Annotated in this window: 13 protein-coding genes and 1 riboswitch; of the genes, 6 read left to right on the top strand and 7 right to left on the bottom strand. The window is 47.7% G+C overall.

What is annotated here, in order from left to right; translation table 11 throughout:
• Positions 1-19: 19 nt before the first annotated feature.
• From ACWHYD_RS08720 to ACWHYD_RS08705, 4 genes are all read right to left on the bottom strand, one after another.
• Complete coding sequence (locus tag ACWHYD_RS08720; RefSeq protein WP_447965510.1) at positions 20-760, bottom strand: HalD/BesD family halogenase; 741 nt, start codon at positions 758-760, stop codon at positions 20-22.
• Between the two features lie 499 nt (positions 761-1,259).
• Entirely contained in the window at positions 1,260-2,990 is a 1,731-nt protein-coding gene (gene recN / locus ACWHYD_RS08715) for a DNA repair protein RecN (protein WP_447965509.1), read from the bottom strand.
• 25 nt (positions 2,991-3,015) lie between these two features.
• Entirely contained in the window at positions 3,016-3,363 is a 348-nt protein-coding gene (trxA, locus tag ACWHYD_RS08710) for a thioredoxin (RefSeq protein WP_342346792.1), read from the bottom strand.
• A gap of 165 nt (positions 3,364-3,528) precedes the next feature.
• The gene (locus ACWHYD_RS08705) at positions 3,529-4,089 is read right to left on the bottom strand and encodes a hypothetical protein (protein ID WP_447965508.1); all 561 of its coding nucleotides are present in this window, start codon (positions 4,087-4,089) and stop codon (positions 3,529-3,531) included.
• Positions 4,090-4,528: 439 nt separating this feature from the next.
• On the opposite strand from ACWHYD_RS08705, the gene ACWHYD_RS08700 reads away from it, so the two are divergent.
• Positions 4,529-5,098, top strand: coding sequence for a cell wall hydrolase (locus ACWHYD_RS08700; protein WP_447965507.1), 570 nt, complete (start codon positions 4,529-4,531; stop codon positions 5,096-5,098).
• On the opposite strand, the gene ACWHYD_RS08695 is transcribed toward ACWHYD_RS08700, so the two are convergent.
• From ACWHYD_RS08695 to ACWHYD_RS08685, 3 genes are all read right to left on the bottom strand, one after another.
• Complete coding sequence (locus ACWHYD_RS08695; protein WP_447965506.1) at positions 5,099-5,977, bottom strand: sigma-70 family RNA polymerase sigma factor; 879 nt, start codon at positions 5,975-5,977, stop codon at positions 5,099-5,101.
• An 85-nt stretch (positions 5,978-6,062) separates the two neighbouring features.
• Positions 6,063-6,153: riboswitch (cyclic di-GMP riboswitch) on the bottom strand.
• 299 nt (positions 6,154-6,452) lie between these two features.
• Positions 6,453-7,541 carry an LPS export ABC transporter permease LptG gene (lptG, locus tag ACWHYD_RS08690; protein ID WP_447965505.1) on the bottom strand — a complete coding sequence of 363 codons (1,089 nt, stop codon included), beginning with the start codon at positions 7,539-7,541 and terminating at the stop codon, positions 6,453-6,455.
• A 29-nt stretch (positions 7,542-7,570) separates the two neighbouring features.
• Entirely contained in the window at positions 7,571-8,659 is a 1,089-nt protein-coding gene (locus ACWHYD_RS08685) for an LptF/LptG family permease (protein WP_447965504.1), read from the bottom strand.
• A gap of 314 nt (positions 8,660-8,973) precedes the next feature.
• Between ACWHYD_RS08685 and ACWHYD_RS08680 the strand changes: the two genes are divergently transcribed.
• The 5 genes from ACWHYD_RS08680 to ACWHYD_RS08660 all read left to right on the top strand — a co-directional run bounded on the left by ACWHYD_RS08680 (position 8,974) and on the right by ACWHYD_RS08660 (position 17,032).
• Positions 8,974-9,195: a cold shock domain-containing protein gene (locus ACWHYD_RS08680; protein WP_312641881.1), complete on the top strand. Its 222-nt coding sequence runs from the start codon at positions 8,974-8,976 to the stop codon at positions 9,193-9,195.
• A gap of 296 nt (positions 9,196-9,491) precedes the next feature.
• Positions 9,492-12,437: an SMP-30/gluconolactonase/LRE family protein gene (locus ACWHYD_RS08675; protein ID WP_447965503.1), complete on the top strand. Its 2,946-nt coding sequence runs from the start codon at positions 9,492-9,494 to the stop codon at positions 12,435-12,437.
• A gap of 271 nt (positions 12,438-12,708) precedes the next feature.
• Complete coding sequence (guaB, locus tag ACWHYD_RS08670; protein WP_447965502.1) at positions 12,709-14,169, top strand: IMP dehydrogenase; 1,461 nt, start codon at positions 12,709-12,711, stop codon at positions 14,167-14,169.
• A gap of 59 nt (positions 14,170-14,228) precedes the next feature.
• The gene (gene guaA, locus ACWHYD_RS08665; RefSeq protein WP_447965501.1) at positions 14,229-15,785 is read left to right on the top strand and encodes a glutamine-hydrolyzing GMP synthase; all 1,557 of its coding nucleotides are present in this window, start codon (positions 14,229-14,231) and stop codon (positions 15,783-15,785) included.
• Between the two features lie 2 nt (positions 15,786-15,787).
• Positions 15,788-17,032 (top strand): pseudouridine synthase, encoded by a 1,245-nt coding sequence (locus tag ACWHYD_RS08660; RefSeq protein ID WP_447965500.1) that lies wholly within the window; start codon positions 15,788-15,790, stop codon positions 17,030-17,032.
• Positions 17,033-17,034 lie beyond the last annotated feature (2 nt).

Raw genomic sequence — 17,034 nt, 5'->3', positions numbered from 1 at the left:
AAGGATATGGAACCAGTCTTTAACGGTGAGGTTTTCGAAACATGGCCGACCATCCAAAATATCCCACAGCATCTTTCATATTTGAGAACCAGCGTTGAGCCAGCCCCATTGAGGGATTAGTGACGTATTGGAGCGTCAGCACAATCCGCTCTTCCCCAGCCCCAAGCGGCGTCACGGCATGATGCAATTTATCGCCATTAAAGAAAATATATGTGCCGGGGTCAGTCCTGAGGGATAGTTCTTTAACCTCTCGACCCTGTTCCTTGGTATGGAGACGGCAGACCAGTCGACTGCTCGATTGATCCTGCAAACCCAGTAATACCGTAAATCGTTCACCTTTGTAATATGAGGTGTCATAATGATACCCAATATGGTCTCCTGCCTCGGTATAAAAATACAGCGCACAGGAATGGGGATCCTCTTCAGGGCACAGCATTAACGGAACTCCGGCAATCTGGCTCAGGAGATTAATCCAACCCTGATGCTGATAGAACGCAAGAATTGCGGGAGCTGATTGCTGCAGAAGATAAAAGCTGACACTTCCCCCCTTTTTATGCCCTGGTATAAAATTACGATTGATCTGGGGCCGCACGCGCTCTACTTCCCGCATAAACTCCTGAACTACCTGAGTGGGCATGAAATGCTCCAAAGCCACAAACTCACCCTGATCCCGATAGTGACGGGAAACCTCCTCAAGCTTGAGTGTCTGGATCGTCTCAGTCAACAGTTGATCAATGTCATTTACCGTTGGATCGAGCATATGCAATCTCCTTCATTCCTCCACGCTCCAACATTTACGCTGATCCATTTTTTTAAAACCATCATTGACCCTAGTTTAACATGCCTTTCACCGCATTCTCACGAAACGATAATAAAACAATTACTTCGGCCTCATCTCACACTGATCGACATTTTGCGGTCCAACCCTGCATCTAAGGCATCGAGTGAACACGCTTTACCTTGATGAAAGACCAGAATCTGCCGGTTTAACGGATCGAGGTCGACGATACTAAGAGGACCGCGGTCGTCGATGTCGTAGGGCATGGCGTTCACCTTTTTATCGATTGGATCTTCCCAACGAACGACTTTTCATCCATTGTGCCGACGGGACTTTTAGCTGAGACTATGCGTTAGCTTCACAATGAATGGTTATGAGGTTTTTGAGAAACCCGAATCTTAACAATTCTCTCAGACAGAGAATAAGTTATCCACCCGTTCATGAATGGCTACCTGAATGTACCGGGTCATTCAAAATTAGATTAGGTCTTGGCAGGTTTCTTTCTTGGCTTTTGGAGACCGACGCCTACGTGAGGGCTGCTTCCCCGATCCAGCATTTCACCGGCGGTCTTTCTGATGGTTGGGGTCAGGGTGCCACCACCCAACATGCGAGCGATTTCGGTTTCCCGATGTACTCCAGTGACTTCATGTACTTTCGTCTGCGTTCGGTCATCTAGCGTTGTTTTCTCCACCACGAATTGTGCATGAGCCTGCGAGGCAATCTGTGGGAGATGGGTGATACAACATACTTGATGAAATTTCGCCAATTGACGCAAACGACTCCCCATGACCATTCCCGCTTCCCCGCCTATACCACTGTCAATTTCATCGAAAATAACGACGGGAGTCTGATCATTCTCCGCAAACACGGTTTTTAAGGCCAACATGATTCGAGACAATTCTCCACCCGATGCAATTCGGCCCAATGGCATGAGCGGTTCTCCCGGGTTGGGAGCCAGGAGCATCTCAACACGATCCATTCCTGTCAAACCAATTCCGGTATCTCCATTGGCCATCTCAATATTAACCTGCACCTCCATTGTCGACATTTTCAGAGCCGCTAATTCCTGCTTGATCTCCTTGACCAAATGCTTCGCAACTGTTTTCCGCCTGGCCGATAATTCTTCAGCCGAGGCCTTCATCGATTCATATCGACTGGTCACTTCTGCTTGCAAATGCGCCACTTGCTCTTCTCCATTTTGGAGTAACGCCAAGTCTTGCTTCAGGATAGTGGTAAGTTCCACTAAATCTTCGATCGGCTTTCCATATTTCTTTTTAAGCCGCTGAAGACCGGCCAACCGACTATCAATCAGATCCATTCGCTCCGGGTCATACTCTATCTGATTCCGATAATCTCGAAGATTATCCGTCACCTCCCGCAACGCCACGGTCGCTGCTTCCAACAATGGGACCCATGGTTCACCTTGCGCATCTATTTTCGCAAGTTCTTGTACCCGCTCAGTCACCTCACCCAGGTGATCCAGAACAGATCGTTCTCCTTCATGTAACGCAGTAAAAGCTTGATTCGATAACTCTCCTAATCGACCGCTATGTTTCAATCGATGGTATTCCTGGCTTAGAGACTCTTCTTCTCCAGACTGCAACTGCATCTTGACCAACTCGTCATATTGGTATTGAAGGATATCCTGCCTATTGGCTTGATCCCGTATCTTCTCTACGTATTCATCTAGAGCCGCCTTTTTCTCAAACCATTCACGATGCATCTGTTGATAGCGACCTACGACATCCTCAAGATTTCCAAATGCATCCAGCAATTTGAGCTGGGTCTTAGCGGAAAGCAGTGATTGCTGGTCATGTTGGCCATGGATATCTACCAACTGGGAACCAATGTCTTGAATCGTTTGAAGAGGGGCCAGTTGCCCATTGAGGAAATTGCGGTTCTTTCCTGACCGCGACAACAACCGACGAACGATAAGGTCCTGTTGATCCGGCAGGAGGTATCCGTCCCGTTGTAACCTGATCGTGAGATGATGTGTCGCGGGAAGAATAAAACAGGCTTCTAACAGGGCTTCGTCAGCACCAAACCGAATATGCTCTGCAGAGGCTCGCCCGCCGGTAAGTAATACCAGGGCATCAATGAGGAGAGATTTTCCAGCTCCGGTCTCCCCCGTCAGGACAAGAAATCCAGGCGGGAGCTCCAGATGAAGTTGATCAATGAGAGCAAAATTGGAAATACGCAGCTCGGTCAGCATAACACCGAGTCATCGGCCCCACTGATCAGGCAGGGGAAGTAGATTGAGCCAGGAGCGAGTCAATGATTTGTTTAAATTGTTGCTTTGGTCTTGCTCCAACAATTTTTTCGACAACTTGGCCACCCTTAAAAAAGAGGATACTGGGAATGCTCATGATTTGGTATTGTCCCGCAACTTCGGGGGCATCATCGGTGTTGAGCTTCATGACTTTAAGCTTGCCTTGATACTCCTGTGCGAGCTCATCGACGATTGGGGCCACCATTTGACAGGGTCCACACCAGACCGCCCAGAAATCCACCATGACCACCTCTGAAGATTTCAGCACTTCCCCATCCCAATTCGTTGCATCCGCTTTGGCCACTAAATCAGACACTGACTGCCTCCTTGGATAAATACGACAAAATGCCCAGCTCTGATGGCATCCTAAAACCGCTCTTGTCGGACTGTCAACTCATTCATACAGGCTTAGCTAGCAATGAGGGCTACCCCCTATGATTTGAGGGATCTCTAACACTCGCAGAAATGACAGGAACCGAATTCACCACTGCCATTCATCCGGTGTGCCGGTCCACCATGAATCAGGATTCAATTCGCGCCACCGGGTTTGTTGTGCCCATAATTCTTCCGTCTGTGTCCGACTCAACCGATTGGCCATCGCTGCTGTCACGTCAAATTGTTGTCGAATACCTTCATGAATAAGCTCTTGCGCCATACGAGGCATGACATTTGGCGGATCAATGAGATCAAGAATGTCCCGTGCGGTCAAATTCAAAGCTAACTGCTCTACTTTCACATAATCCTCCTGCTTCGCTAATGATCCTAAATAACCATCAATTGCCTGATATACGTAGGCCAAATAAACATACGCTTCAACCGAGGGGTTGCGGTCAATATTTTTTTGGCAAGCCTCCACCGCTCGCCGGTAATCTCCGGCACTCAAAAACACTTTAGCATGCGCGAGAGGCTTACTAGTCAAGATAGGAATTTGGTCTGACTGAGCCCAACCATTGGAATGCGGCAACGTAACCAGAAGAATTACTCCCACGCCGAAACACACCATCAGTTCCCATGCTCTTTTGCTCGCCGACAAAGCCCTCATGATCTCCTCCCTCACTAAAATCTTGGAATATGCAGCATTCTCGATAGATTCCCAGGTTGTTCACCCCATTTTCCGCTGATTCAATTACCCAATTTTAAGATTGTCGGATTTTTAATCAGTAGGAGAATCCCGAAATCTCCCTGTTTCCAATGCCTATTTAAAAAAAAACCGTTTCCCCTTGTCTATGATGTCCCGGAACCACGACATAATGCTGTAGGGAAGGCCACTTGTAATTTATAAAAATCCAAAAGGCCTAACACCAAACTCCCCACTACAATACAAGACTCCCATAGAAACGAGCCATTGAACAATCTAAAACTTCAATGGCATATACCTTGCGAAAGATTTTATCCAAAAAGCATTACATTGAACTTAGCTCCTTTATTAAAAAAACAACGCGCAAACAATTTAAACCCATCACCACTAAAAAAGGGATAAAATGAAACAAAACAAAAGACTTTTGCCTTTTATCCTCATCATTGGCCTAGAAACCTTCTTTTTATGCTTAATCCCGGTCTCCCCTACTCACGTAAATTCGGCTGATATCGCTTTGGTTCTTTCGTCTTCTTCGCCTGGCTCATCATTGCCGCTAGAAATGACCCAGACGAAGGATTCCACCCACAGCGACGATACATTAGCCGCCCTAACAATCTACCTGGAAGCCCGTGGGGAAAGTTTTGCTGGAAAGTTAGGCGTTGCGGCCGTCATTCGGAACCGGATGACTCACAAATACCACAGCGATGGCACGGTCAAGGGCACGGTTCTTCGTGCCAAACAGTTTGAGCCATGGATCGGGCGGAATCCAAACGAAGTGAAATTTGATCAAACGAATCGAAAAATGCAAGAAAGTTTATTAGCCTGGAGGCTTGTGCAAGACGGTCGGAAGGTAGTGGATGGGGCTGTGCTGTTTTATAATCCCAAACTGGTCAAGACCCCCCATTGGGCTCAGGTCAACCGAAAAGTGGCCCAAATTGGCGGACACGAATTCTTTAATAAGCACACCATTTAACTAGTCATTGCCTGCACGCGTTTTTCGCAAATTCTTAGGCCGAGTCGGACTGCGTCCCCCATCCTCAATACGTTTCAACTCTATGCGTAAATGTCGGAGTGCACCGGAATGCACCCGACAGACGCCAGATTCGGTAAGCCCCATTTGGTGACCAATTTCCTTCATCGTTAATCCGGTGTGATAATAGGACTGAAGTACTTCTTGCTGGCGTGCCGATAATGTCTCAAGGGCCGCTGATAATGCCGCCTTCATTTCTGCGTCCGCACAGGCCACAAAAGGGTCAAGATGGTTAACATCCGGCAAAACATCACGAAGCGTACATTCATCTTCTCCTTGCCCAACCGGCTCGTCCAGACTAATTAGACGAGGATCACACCCTCCCACTCCCTCTATTTCATCAATGGGAACGCCCAATAGCGCAGCCAATTCCTGTGAAGTCGGTGGCGTCCCGTTTTTCTGAAGATGTTCTTCAACAATTTGTCGCACTTGATCTCGACGGGATCGAACAGACCGAGGAACCCAATCCATTGCCCGAATTTCATCTAACATCATGCCACGGATGCGATATTCGGCAAATGTTCTAAATTTGATATCCCGTGTTGGATCATAGCGCTTTAACGCGGACAACAAACCCATTGCCCCGGCGCTCGTCAAATCCTCGACATCCAGGGAAAAGGGATTCTTGAACGCCATAACTCCAGCCATCCGGCGAATGATCGGGAGAAACTCCAATAAAATCCGAGTAACATGTTCCTGATCAAGCCGGTCCTGCGCTTCTCCATTTTCTGGTTTGTCCTGACTAACTGAGCCAAGGCAAGACGAGTCGAGCTCTTTGATGCCAAGTGCTGGCTCTGTGAAATGTTGCGCGTCATCGTCCATATTTCGGCCTTTCCTTGTGACCAAAAAAAAGCGCCCAATTCCAGGGAATGGGCGCATGAACGAACGCATGGACCTACCAACACAGTTCGGTAACCAGACGAACCCTAAAACAACCACGCTCTCAGGGTTTCTTGGCTTTGCGCCCTACCCTCACGGATAGTTTGCCCTTGTCACCTGTTGAATTTGTTATCCGATAATCACAACCTTATGTAAGTGGTGAGTTTTTGAAATTTCCGATCCACTGTCTGCCTGAAAGCATTGGGGCCTCCTCTACCCTTCAAGCTCTGTCTCTGTGCAAGTGTTATCGGATTCAAGACAGGGGGAGTTAAGAAAAAACCTTGCGTGTTCATGAGGGAAATTGACAAATTCATACATTGCACAGCATCAGGAACAAACACTAATGGTGCCAGCAAACAAAGACGAAATTTTCAATCACACATTTGTCGGAGCAATCTTCAAGGCAATCGCGATTCCCTCATTTTAGCTTCAAAAAAAGGTTAATTCCGATGACCAAAAACATGGCTGTGGCAATCCAACTACCAATGATCGGTAACACCGCTCCATTGCGTCCTAAAACAATACCCACGGAATGTGCGGCCCAGAAGAAAAATCCAATTGCCAGAGTTTGCCCAAGCCCTTTCGCCACTCCCACCCCACGCACACCACTTCCTCGAAGACTCACCGAGATCCCTAGCAATGTCATCACCAGAGGAACGATGGAGTACGCAAAACGAGCCCAATAATCAGTTAAAAAACGATGAGGACTATGGCCATCTTCAATTACTCTCTGAATATAATCATGCAATTCATACAACGACATGTGCTCTGGAGACTGAGATAGCCAATTCTGAAAATCATCAGGCGTGAGAGAGAGGCGCAACACCTGCCGTGGCATGCCATTCACTTGCATGCGTTCTTCTTCCTGAAATGTTCGTTGAATCACATGCTCAATCACCCATTCCTCATCGACAAATGTTGCCCATTCCCCTTCAAGAATTCCCTTGAGATTGAAGCGATCATCGAGTGTGTACTGGTGAATACCATTCAAACGATGTCCATCCTCTGTCACCGAATCAATACGCAAAAGGTGATTTCGTCCCACCCTGAGCCACAAACCTTCCGGAGTGAGTGAGAGGGGCTCTGGTTTATTTTGAATCAGGACCGATTGGACATATTCGGCTTTGATATTGGCCAGAGGAATCAACACAGCCGTCAAACTCAGACCCACGACACTCACGAGCGCACCAAAAACAAAAAAGGGAATGGCAATTTGATAAAAACTTAACCCGCAACTGCGCATCGCCGTAATTTCACGAGTCCGGTTAAGCCCACCAACCGTCAAAATTGAGGCCATCAGGGCCGCCAGCGGGGCCAGTAAAAAGGCAATTTCAGGGATTCGATAGACAAAAAAGCTAAAAATAACCGTTAAGTCCGCATCATATTTTAAAAATTTTCTTAATTTTTCGAAAAAATCCACGACGAGATAAATCGTCAACACCGTTACAAGACACATCAGGAAGACCCGGCTAAATTTTCCAAACACATACCAAGAAATTTTCTTCATGATCTAAATCTGGTTGAAAAATTTCTTGATCATTGCTTTCGTGCTTGAAATAGTAAGAATCCTGTCAGGCAGGCCAGGATGATGTTTGGCATCCATGCGCCAGCTAATGGAGAAATCACCAAAGTCGTCACGAGAAACTCTCCCAGCACATTTAATAGATAAAACCCGATGACCACGAGAACCCCAATCGCAAACCCTCCGGCTTTTCCCGACCGCTTCGACACAATTCCGACCGGAACGCCCAATAAACCCAGCACAAAGGTGGCGACCGGAAAGGCCGTGTCTTTATGAAACTCTATTAATCGACGAAGGGCACCGGCATCCGTTCCACCCGATTCTTCCAATTGTTGAGTGAGGTCTTGGTAGGTTTTCCGTTTGGTTTTTTCTTTCACTGACGTAAATGGTGAAGATAGCCAAAAATCATAGGTATCAAAGGCGACCCGATGAAAACTATTGGCATCTTTGGGGATTTGATGGATTGCCCCCCTAAACAAGCGAATACCAAACTGCTGACGTTCGCTCTGTTTCAACATTTGAAAATTCTCCGCCACAATGATCAAGGGTTGGTCGGGATTACGCTGATCCGAAATAAATACGCCCTTTTGGCCAGAGCCATTCTCTGAGTGAGGCACATACACCATGAGTCCAGGGATTGGTTCATTAAACACACCCGAATCAACAGCAAGAGTCAACTCATCTTCGATGACGCTCAGGGCCAAAGTCTTCAATGACACTTTGGCCCACGGCTGGCCCCATTGAGAAAGGTACACCGTTAAAAGAAATACCATTCCGGAAAAGACCGCCACAGGAAGGTTGATCCGCCAGAAACTAACCCCCGCGGCTCGAATGGCAGTCACCTCATTGTCAAACGATAGGCGATTAAATGCCGAAATTGAGGCAATCAAGCAGGCAATTGGTAAGGTTAGGACTAAAAAGGAAGGAAGCAAATGCAGAACAATCGACCCCAAGCCCGCCAAGCTAATTCCTCGAGATACCACTAAATCCACCAGCCGTAGCATTTCCTTCGTAAAAATGATGAAACACAATCCGGTGAGGCTGGTCAAAAATGGGGGAAGTAACTCAAAAAAAATGTACCGATCGAGAAGTCTGATCAACATCTTGGACAATACGGATGAATAAAAAGTGATAAAAAATGTCGGATAACCAACATGGCCCCCTCGGCCATTAATTCCAAATCTGGAACAATTACCCTACAGGCGAAATAGTAGGGAATGAATTTCCTCCTGTCATTTATTGACAGATTCTTTAAACTGTGCTACACCATCATCGTTTTTGTATTATGGTTAAAGAAGTGAAAAGGATATTACGCCGTGAAGCCGAGAGAGGAATGAACTCCTTTTTCGGCTTTTTTTTTAGGAACGCACAAATTTTATAATCTATATCCACAAGTGCTCTAATGGGGAGGGCCATCATGAGAAGTAAGGGAACGGTAAAATGGTTTAATGATCGAAAAGGTTTTGGATTCATTCAAGTTGAAGGTGGACAGGACGTGTTTGTCCATTATTCCGCTCTTCAAGAAGACGGATTTAAATCCCTAAAGGAGGGGGAATCCGTCGAATTTGACTTGGTAGAAGGAGCAAAGGGTCCGCAGGCTGCCAACGTCACTAAATCAGGAATTGGCCAACCTTCGTAAGCACTGCACTGTTGAATATCTGTCGCCTTCTTACCTACTTTTGAGTGGTGAAGGGGGCGAGGTTTTTGGGTTCCCTATGGATCAACTTTTCTTCAAAAATAATAAGGTAAGAGTATTCCTTGATCTGTCATAACTTACAATTGACTTGTTATCTAAGAAGGTTAGGAGGTCATGGGCCTGCTAAGCCTTCCTTGACTTCGCTATTTTTCTCCTGGTAGACTTTTCTCGTAAGTCGTTGTATTTATTGCAAAATTTCAAATTATACACAATTGACTCATCAATTTCAGAGGAACAGCATGACAAAACTTCTCGATGCCTTATTTTTTGAAAACCCGCTATCTCGAACCAGGTTGTTGACCGTAGAAAGTGGGGAGGAAGACTGGGGAGCAGGACAAAACCAGGATGCCAATATTCCTCAGGCACCAGACAACTTACGTGCGATCCCTGATCATACGCGTATTACCCTCACATGGGATCCTGTCCCTGAAGCCCTGTATTACAACGTTTATTTCATGACCACCAAAGGCGTTCAAATTAAGCCAAATGAACTGACCAGACCAGTCGCAGGGCATGAGGATTTTATCCCAAAAGTTGGGATTACAAAAGAAAAAGCCAATTGCATTGAAGGAGCGATATCTCCTTATGAACATAACGACTTAGCCAATAACTTCTGTTACCACTATGCAATCTCTGTGGTCACAGAAGAGGGTGAAAGTCTATTGTCTGAGGAAGTAATGTCGATTCCCTCCCCCTATCTCTCCGTAATGCAAATCGGATGTGAAGGCGTCGACGATGGAGAATTCAAATCACCAACCGGCATTGCTATTGATAAAGACGGAAATATCTATGTCGGCGATACAGACAATCATTCAATTCAGAAGTTTGACCGATCGGGAAAATTTCTTGCACGTTGGGGGGACGAACCCGATTCAAGCGAAGGAAAATTTTATTACCCACGTGGCATCGCCACCTCACCAGAAGGAGAGGTGTATGTGGCCGACAGTGGGAACAATCGCATCCAAAAATTTGATTCAGAAGGTAATATTATCAACGCATGGGGGAAATTTGGTTTTGCCTGGCGAGGGGCGGAAGCCGGGAAATTTGATGTCCCTTGGGGTGTTACCACCGATTCCCAAGGCAACCTGTTTGTCTCTGATACCAGCAATGCAAGAATTCAAAAATTCCTGCCAAACGGATCCCCTGTGCTCAAGTGGGGCCGTGACGGGGGATATGACGGGGCGTTCTTTTTTCCTCGCGGACTCGCAGTTGACTTTGTAGGGAATATTTATATTGCTGATGAGGGGAACAATCGGATTCAAAAGTTTGATGCACGCGGTAACTTTCTCCTGAAGTGGGGAAAGGAAGGGAATGCCCCTGGCCAATTCAAAGCCCCATGGGGAGTCGCCTGCGACCCGTTGGGATATGTGTACATTGTCGACAGCGGAAATCACCGTGTCCAAAAATTTGATTCTAGCGGAACCTATCTAACTTCATGGGGAAATCGTGGATTAACCGAAGGACAGCTGAATTTCCCGTCAGGGATCGCAATAGACAAAGAGGGATATGTATACGTAATAGACAGCGGCAACCATCGTTTAACCAAGTTTGCCCCAACAGAAGAAGAACTCAATCGTGGCAAACAAGAAAAACGGGTTTCCAGCGATCTTACCGCCCCCATCAACCTTGCCGTTAAGCCGGGGGATACGGAAAACATCCTTAGTTGGCTCGAAGTTCCCAATGCCGTCAGTTACAACCTCTATTTTAGTACGGAACCCAATGTCTCTACAGAAACTTCAACAAAGATTGAAGGCGTGACCACCCCCTATATTCATAGTGGTCTCACAAATGACACGCCATATTTTTATGCCATGACTTCGGTCACTGAAGAAGGAGCAGAAAGCCAGCTTTCTGAGGAACAGACCGCTATTCCGGTTCTGATCGACATTTCGGCACCTCAAAATCCTGACATCGTCATAAACCATGGCGCTTACATGACCAATAGTCCCGACATGGTCGCCACCATCTCAGCTAAAGACGTAGATAGCGGGGTGGCTGCCTATTTCATCTCTGAAAACCCCATGACTCCAAGCGGGACCATGCCTGGGTGGGTTGAGGTGGAGCCGGAACAAAAATTTGGAGCCACGATTCCTTTTACCACCTCTCCAACAGATGGAACAAAAACCGTCTACGTTTGGTTTAAAGATGCCAACAATAACGTTTCCGTTCCGGCCAGCACCCATATCCTTCTCAATACATCTGGGTATATTTGCGCCACAAAGTGGGGAAAACCAGGCCGGGGAGCCTCCCTTCTCCATGGAGGAGAATTTATTAGCCCTCTATACGGGCTGACGATTGATCGCCAAGGGTCATTATTTGTGGTTGATAACGGGAACAACCGAGTTCAGAAATTCGACCGTAATGGCAATTTCATCCTCCTATGGGGAAGTTTCGGTGCCGCTAATGGCGGTTTCAATAATCCAACCGGTATCGCATGTGATGGGAATGGCAATGTATATGTGGCAGACACCAATAACCATCGGATTCAAAAATTTGATGGGAAATTAGGGCATTACATGATGAAACTCGGATCCCGTGGTAATGGCGAAGGACAGTTTAATGCTCCATGGGGTGTAGCGGTCGACCGAGTCCGCGGGTACCTGTATGTCGTCGATAGTGCCAACTTTCGGATTCAAAAGTTTGATGAAACCGGAGAATTTATCATGCAGTGGGGAAGCTTTGGGAATGGGGACGGGCAGTTTTATTTTGCGCGAGGCATTGCGGTAGATCAAACCGATGGAACTGTCTACATAGTCGATATGGGGAATCATCGGATTCAAAAATTTGATACCAGCTCAAACGTCCTCCCTCAATTACTCACCAAGTGGGGCGGTGGAATTGGACCTGGTCATGCCAGCAGCGCTCAGGCACAAGAACCTGGACAATTCCGATCACCCTGGGGTGTGGCGGTAGACGAATCAGGTGACGTATTCATCAGTGATACCGGCAACCAACGCATCCAAAAGTTTGATCGGGACGGTAACTTTATCACCCAATGGGGTGGCTTCGGCTCCCAGGATGGCCAATTCAACTTTCCCTATGGAATAGGGGCTGACTCCAGAGGACACATTTATTCCGTTGACAGCGGCAATATGCGAGTTCAGGAATTCATGCAGGCAGAGGAAGCCGAAGATCACTTCCAAGAAGAGGAAACGATGGCCTTTATTCCTGAAGCAGCGGAATAGCCACATAGCTCTGGCAACATCCCCAGGAAACAACCACCCACATTGACCAGATGCCAACGGGAATACCTGCACCCGTTGGCATCAGTTTAAGGCCACACCCGAATCCTCGGCTGAGAATACAGTTAGCTGCTGATTCTGAAGGGTATTGGGTGTTCTCCCAATCCCATCTGGAAAAACAAGAAGGACATTGACTGACTTTTAAAAGAAAATTATGATGAAAGACTTTTCCGTATACAGATTTCGGCAAGGGACAGGATACAAGGCCTAACTCATGTTGGAGAAACAATTACGAATAGGGCTCACTTTTGATGACGTGGTTTTGGTCCCACGCCATTCAAATATCATTCCATCTGATGTAGATCCCTCCACCCAACTCACTCGAAATATTCGTATCAATATCCCCATTCTGAGCGCGGCCATGGACACCGTCACCGAAGGGCGATTAGCAATTGCGATAGCGCGGGAAGGGGGGATTGGAATTATTCACCGTGCACTCTCCCCTGACGTGCAAGCCTCAGAAGTCGATAAGGTCAAAAAATCAGAAAGCGGGATGATCCTTTCTCCGATTACCATCTCCCCGGATCATACTATTCGCGATGCTCACCATCTCATGTCGACCTATCGCATATCCGGAATCCCTGTAACCAAAGATAGCAAATTGGTTGGAATCTTAACGAATCGAGACCTTCGTTTTGAAAACCGTCTGGATCTCAAAGTTTCCCAGGTTATGACGAAAAACAACCTAGTGACTGCCCCTGAGGGCACTGGATTAGACCAAGCCCAGGCAATCCTTCATGAGCATCGCATTGAAAAACTTCCGGTAGTGAATGATCAATTTGAGCTAAAAGGGTTGATCACCATTAAAGACATTCAGAAAAAAATCAAATATCCTTTTGCCTGCAAAGATGCGCACGGGCGTCTGCGCGTTGGCGCGGCCGTCGGGGTCGGACCTGATGTAGAAGAACGGCTGGAACGGCTCACAAAAGCTGGAATTGACCTAATCGTTGTCGATACCGCTCATGGGCACTCTCAAAGCGTCTTGGACAAAGTCAAAGACATTAAATCCCGCTATCCGGACCTGGAGCTGATGGCAGGAAATGTCGCAACTTCTGCTGCCACGCTGGATCTCATTAAGGCCGGAGCAGATGCCATTAAAGTTGGAGTCGGGCCAGGCTCAATCTGCACCACCAGAATTGTATCAGGAGCCGGAGTCCCTCAACTAACGGCAGTGGCCGATTGTGCCACCGTCGCCAAAGAACACCAAATACCCTTAATTGCTGATGGAGGCATCAAATACTCGGGAGATCTCACCAAGGCCCTCGCGGCCGGGGCCTCTTGCGTGATGATCGGATCACTTTTTGCCGGAACCGAAGAATCGCCAGGTGAAACCGTGTTGTATCAGGGCCGAACCTACAAAGAATACCGGGGGATGGGATCACTGGGAGCCATGGAACGAGGAGGAAAGGATCGCTACTTTCAAGAAGGCCGCGAAACTTCCAAATTAGTTCCCGAAGGCATTGAAGCCAGAGTTCCCTATAAAGGAAATCTCGCGGTCATGGTCTATCAATTAGTCGGAGGGCTGAAGGCAGGAATGGGGTACTGCGGATGTCGGACAATCGAAGAACTTCAACAGAATGCTCAGTTCCTTCAGCTCACCTCTGCAGGGCTTCGGGAGGCCCACGTTCATGATGTGGTGATTACCAAAGAGGCCCCAAATTATCGGGCTGACTAAAATCTGGTCTTGCCCTTAAGTCAGTCAGTTCCCACGTTGACAAATTAACTCGCAGGCTCATGCACTCGCAACACGATACCATTGTCATTCTTGATTTTGGATCGCAGTATACGCAACTCATCGCACGGCGGATACGCGAATTCCACATTTTCTCTGTCATCCTCCCCTCGCAGGCGACGGTTCAGGACATCCTTAACTACCACCCCAAAGGGATTATTTTTTCCGGAGGACCGGCCAGCGTTACTCAGGCCCATGCCCCCAAAATAGACAGCCAAATTTTTGATCTTGCCATACCCATCCTGGGCATCTGCTACGGTATGCAATTACTCGCCCATCAATGTGGCGGAACCGTCAATCCCACACCCCATCGTGAATTCGGTCGAGCCGATCTGACCATTGACGACAACACGAATTTATTTCTTGGCCTTGATCCCGCAACCGCATTTCCTGTGTGGATGTCTCATGGGGATTCCGTTCAACAACTTCCACCAGGATTTCAAGTAATTGCCCACACGACCCATGCCCCTATCGCCGCGATGAAGTCCTCCCCAAATACCCAGCAGCTCTTTGGGATCCAGTTCCACCCTGAAGTCATCCATACACTCCACGGGTCAACTATTCTTCAAAATTTTGCACGTCATATTTGCCACTGCGAGCCAACTTGGACAATGGGGTCATTCATCGAACAAGCCTTGACAAACATCCGTCAGACTGTCGGCAGCGACAAGGTCATTTGCGCACTTAGCGGGGGAGTGGATTCCACAGTGGCCGCTGTCCTGGCTCACCGGGCAATTGGAGACCAATTGACCTGCATCTTTATTGATAATGGCCTTATGCGAAAGAATGAAGTGGCACAATTACAAACCACGTTCGATTCTGCCTATCATCTGAAAGTTCGCATTGCTGACCATGGAGACACCTTTCTATCAGCACTAGGGCGCACAACAGACCCGGAACGCAAACGAAAAATCATTGGTCGTCAATTCATCAAAGTTTTCGAACAGGAAGCAGTATCTTTAGGCACAGTCAAATTTCTCGTTCAAGGGACACTGTATCCTGATGTGATTGAAAGTCTGAGCGTGAAAGGGCCCTCGGCAACGATCAAAACACATCATAATGTCGGTGGCTTACCGAAACGCATGAAATTTAAACTGATTGAACCTTTTCGAGAATTGTTTAAAGATGAAGTTCGTCAATTGGGATTGGAATTAGGTCTGCCAGAGGACATTGTTTGGCGGCAACCCTTTCCCGGTCCGGGCTTAGCAATTCGCATCATCGGTTCTGTGACCGCACAGCGCCTGGCAATTCTTCGTGAGGCGGATGCCATTGTCCGTGATGAAATTGAACGCGCCGCACTGTCAAGAACCATCTGGCAATCGTTCGCTGTTTTACTGCCAATCCAGACTGTGGGAGTCATGGGCGACCAACGGACCTACGAATCAGTGGTCGCCATTCGTGCCGTCACCAGTACAGACGGCATGACTGCGGACTGGGGAGTGATTCCGCCAGAGGTATTGGGCAAAATGTCCAATCGAATTATCAATGAAGTGCAAGGGGTCAACCGTGTGGTGTATGACATTAGCTCAAAACCCCCGGCAACGATCGAATGGGAATAGGTATGGCTCAGGCAGAGAAAACAGTTCGTTTACAAAAAATCATCGCCCGTTCCGGCTTCGCCTCCAGACGCAAGGCTGAAGAACTTATCCAACATGGACTGGTCACCGTCAACGGGGAAACGGTCATGACACTAGGGACCAAAGTCGATCCTGCGATTGACCATATCAAGGTCGAAGGACGCCACCTAAAATCCCGCCCTCCTGATATGTTTCTCATGCTCAATAAGCCTTTGGGATATATCTCCACGTTGCATGATCCTGCTGGGCGCCCTACGATCAAAGCCTTGGTTCCGAAACCTTCCATCCGGTTATTTCCCGTCGGACGTTTGGACTATGATAGTGAAGGCCTACTGCTGCTCACCAATAACGGTGATATTGCCCAAGCCTGTCTTCACCCCGCACATCATGTCCATAAAACCTATCTTGTAAAAATCAAGGGTATCTTAGAAGAACCAGAAATTCAAAAACTTCGACATGGACTGATGTTAGAAGATGGGCCAACAGCTCCCGCAAAAGTAAAAAAAGCTGGAAAAGCGGCAGCGAATTCTTGGGTGGAAATTACCATTCATGAAGGACGTAAACACCAAGTCAAACGCATGTTTGAACAAATTGGCCATCCAGTAATCCGCTTAAAACGTGTTCAGTTTGGACCTTTGAACCTTGGAACCCTTCCTCCAGGTCAAACGCGATACCTGACAGATAAGGAAGCGAATGACCTTCGGCATTTACTCATCGCACTTGAATCGCCACGTCTGGCTATCCACCAGCCGGCAAAGAGGGCCGAAAAAATCCCAACATCAAGACCTGCAGGACAGTTACGGCCCCGTTCACCAAACCCGAATTCCATGAGAAGTAAGAGCACCCCAGCGCCTGCGGGAACGACAGGGAAAACTCGACCATGGCTGCCCACTCGTCAGCCTATTAAGCATTCAGAAAAATTCCCTACATCCGGACCTACGGCTCCTTCGCGGCCCCGTTCACCAAACCCGAATTCCATGAGAAGTAGGAGCACCCCAGCGCCTGCGGGAACGACCGACCAAGCAGGGCTGTACCGATCCAAGGATCAGACGATCAAAAGAACGGAAAAGCTCCCTAAATCTGGGCCAGCCGGTCAGTTTTGGCCGCGCCAGGGAAACTCCAAACCCATCAGGCGCAAGAAGACGATCTCGACTCCTGACACCACAAGCAAAGCACGGCCCCGCCGACCAGGCGTCACATCACCAAGCCGATTCAAATTTAAAACCTGAAC

The organism is Nitrospira sp. Ecomares 2.1 (genome assembly GCF_965152585.1).
This window is presented reverse-complemented; position numbering and strand designations above follow the sequence as displayed.